Below are 1,690 nucleotides of genomic sequence, written 5' to 3' on the forward strand. Positions count from 1 at the left end.
AGGCCGGTGCAGGAGAACGTGGCGAACAGGCCACCTGGCTTGACCACGCCAAGCGCCAGCTTGTTCATGTCCAGGTACTTCTTCAGCGCGGTGATCACCTGCTCGCGATCGCGGGTCATCTTCGCCGGGTCCAGGATCACCACGTCGTACTTCTCGCCGCGATTGGCCGCATCACGCAGCCACGGGAAGATGTCGGACTGGACGAACTTCGGGCGCACGTTGTTCAGACGCGAATTGCCCTTGGCGATCTGGATGACGTCTTCATCGATGTCGATGCCGACCACTTCCGATGCACCACGCGCGGCCGCATACACGGCGAAGCCGCCGGTGTTGCAGCACAGGTCGAGCACGCTCTTGCCTTCCACCTGCTGGCTCAGCCACTCACGGTTCTCGCGCTGGTCGGCGAAGAAACCGGTCTTGTGCGCACCGGCCGGGTCGGCGCGGAACTTGATGCCGTACTCGGTGATCACCGACGCTTCGGTGGTGGTGTTGCCGTGGAAGTCGAAGCTTTCCTGCTTCTGCACGTGTTCGTCGGCGAAGCTGTGGAAGCGGCAACCCGGGAACTGTTCGCGCAGGGCGTCGTAGATCCACTCGCGGTGGCGGAACATGCCGGCGGCGAAGAACTCCACCACCACCAGGTCGTTGTAACGGTCCACCACCAGGCCGGACAGGCCGTCACCTTCGCTGTGCACCACGCGCCATGCGTCGGACACCGCATCAAGCTTCAGCACCTCACGACGCAGCGACACCGCCTGGGCGATCTTGCGCGAGAACCAGCCCGCGTCCACCGGGATCTGCGGGTCGGTTTCGAGGATGCGTACGGCAATACGCGAATGCCCGTTGTAGAAGCCACGGCCGATGAACTCGCCATCCACGCCGACGACGTCGACGAGGGAGCCGGGCTTGGGCCGGACGGTCGGCTTCTCGACCAGTTTCTGGAAGATCCACGGGTGGCTGGAACGCCACGCGTTCTTGAGGCGGACAACGGGAAGGGGGGTATTCATCCACCTATTGTAGCCGGGGGGCGCCGGACGCCGGAAATCCGGTGAGGGCCCGGGCATTTGACGCCGGCCCGGCCAGGCCGCAGAATCGGCGGCAGAAGGGGAGTAGCTCCCAGACGTTGTCGCCGTCAATTCGAGCCCGCAGGCTCCGGTGCAACGGCAGTTCCGGCCCATCGGAACTGCGAGCGAGACCTTCGCCGTACTGGCGAAGCTCTGTCCCTGGATCCCCTCCCGATCCTCCGTTGCAGATCCTCGCCGTCCGGCTTGAGGCATTTTTCATTTTCCCAACGGACAAACCCATGCAGACGATCGGTAATTTGTGGTTGTGGGGCGGCTTCGCAGCGGTGGTGGTCATCGCCCTGCTGGTCGACCTCGTATTGATGCGCCATGGTGGCCCGCACAAGGTCACCTTCAAGGAGGCCCTGTGGTGGTCCATCGGCTGGGTCGCGCTGGCGCTGGCCTTCAACGGCGGCCTCTGGTTCTACCTGAACGAGACCGCCGGCCAGGTCGTGGCCAACAAGGTCGGCCTGGAGTTCCTGACCGGCTACCTGGTCGAGAAGGCGCTGGCGGTGGACAACATCTTTGTCTTCCTGATGATCATGAGCTACTTCGCGGTGCCGGAGGAACAGCGCCAGAAGGTGCTGATCATCGGCATCCTGGGTGCGATCGTGCTGCGTACGATCATGATC

General features: G+C 63.7%; 1 protein-coding gene and 1 pseudogene. One reads left to right on the top strand and one right to left on the bottom strand.

Annotated elements, in window-relative coordinates; genetic code table 11:
• A partial coding sequence (locus DBR20_RS04035) for a class I SAM-dependent rRNA methyltransferase (protein ID WP_108265277.1) occupies positions 1-1,004 on the bottom strand: 1,004 nt, incomplete at its 3' end.
• 296 nt (positions 1,005-1,300) lie between these two features.
• On the opposite strand from DBR20_RS04035, the pseudogene DBR20_RS04040 reads away from it, so the two are divergent.
• Positions 1,301-1,690, top strand: a pseudogene (locus tag DBR20_RS04040) (hypothetical protein); the annotation flags it as partial.

This window comes from Stenotrophomonas sp. HMWF023, assembly GCF_003060985.1.
Taxonomy (GTDB): domain Bacteria; phylum Pseudomonadota; class Gammaproteobacteria; order Xanthomonadales; family Xanthomonadaceae; genus Stenotrophomonas; species Stenotrophomonas lactitubi.